Raw genomic sequence first — 1,046 nt, forward strand, 5'->3', positions numbered from 1 at the left:
GTCAGGGTGAGCATGACGGTGGCGCCGGTCAGGCCCGCGGTGGCGGCCGAGCCGATCACCGAGACGAAGGCGATGAGCAGGTACTCACGGATGCCCATCTCCACGCCGAAGATCTGCGCGATGAAGATCGCGGCGATCGCCGGGTAGATCGAGGCGCAGCCGTCCATCTTGGTGGTGGAGCCGAAGGGGACGGCGAAGGAGGCGTACTCGCGGGGCACGCCGAGGCGCTCGGTGACCTGCTGGGTGACGGGCATGGTGCCCACCGAGGAGCGGGAGACGAAGGCCAGCTGGATGGCGGGCCAGGCGCCCTTGAAGAAGTGCAGCGGGTTGAGTTTGGCGACCGTGGCCAGCAGCACCGGGTAGACCACGAACAGCACGATGGCGCAGCCGACGTAGATGTCGACGGTGAAGGTGGCGTACTTGCCGACCAGGTCCCAGCCGTAGGTGGCGATCGCGTTGCCGACCAGGCCCAGGGTGCCCAGCGGCGCGAGGCGGATGACCCACCACAGGGCCTTCTGCGCCAGCGCCAGGACGGAATCGCTGAGCTGGAGGATCGGCTTGGCCTTGTCGCCGAGCTGGAGCAGCGCGATACCCACGACCGCCGCCATGAAGACGATCTGGAGGACTTCGAGGTCGGTGAAGGGGGTGATGGGGTTGGTGGGGATGATGCCGGTGAGGAAGTCGATCCAGGAACCCTGCTTGTGGGGGGCCTTGCCGTCCGCCGGGGTGAGGCCGGTGCCCGCGCCCGGGTTGGTCAGCAGCCCGATCGTCAGGCCGATGACCACCGCGATCAGCGAAGTGACCATGAACCAGAGCAGGGTACGGGTGGCCAGCCGCGCGGCGTTGCTGACATTGCGCAGGTTGGTGATCGAGACGACGATCGCGAAGAACACCAGCGGCCCGACGATCAGCATCAGCAGCTGGACGAAGAGCGAGCCGATCTTGTCGAGCGTCGTGCCCAGCCAGCTGATGTCACCGCTCTTGGCGGCCCAGCCGAGCAGCGCGCCCAGGACGAGGCCGAGCAGGATCTGGGCCCAGAAGGGGAC

1 protein-coding gene is annotated in these 1,046 nt (G+C 67.6%); it reads right to left on the minus strand.

All coding sequences use genetic code 11. From position 1 onward, the window contains the following. Window positions 1–1,046 (minus strand): dicarboxylate/amino acid:cation symporter (locus AC4IJH_RS43550; RefSeq protein WP_490857571.1); only part of this gene is annotated, 1,046 nt, incomplete at both ends.

The sequence above is a fragment of the Streptomyces sp. UF-297 genome (assembly GCF_058245575.1).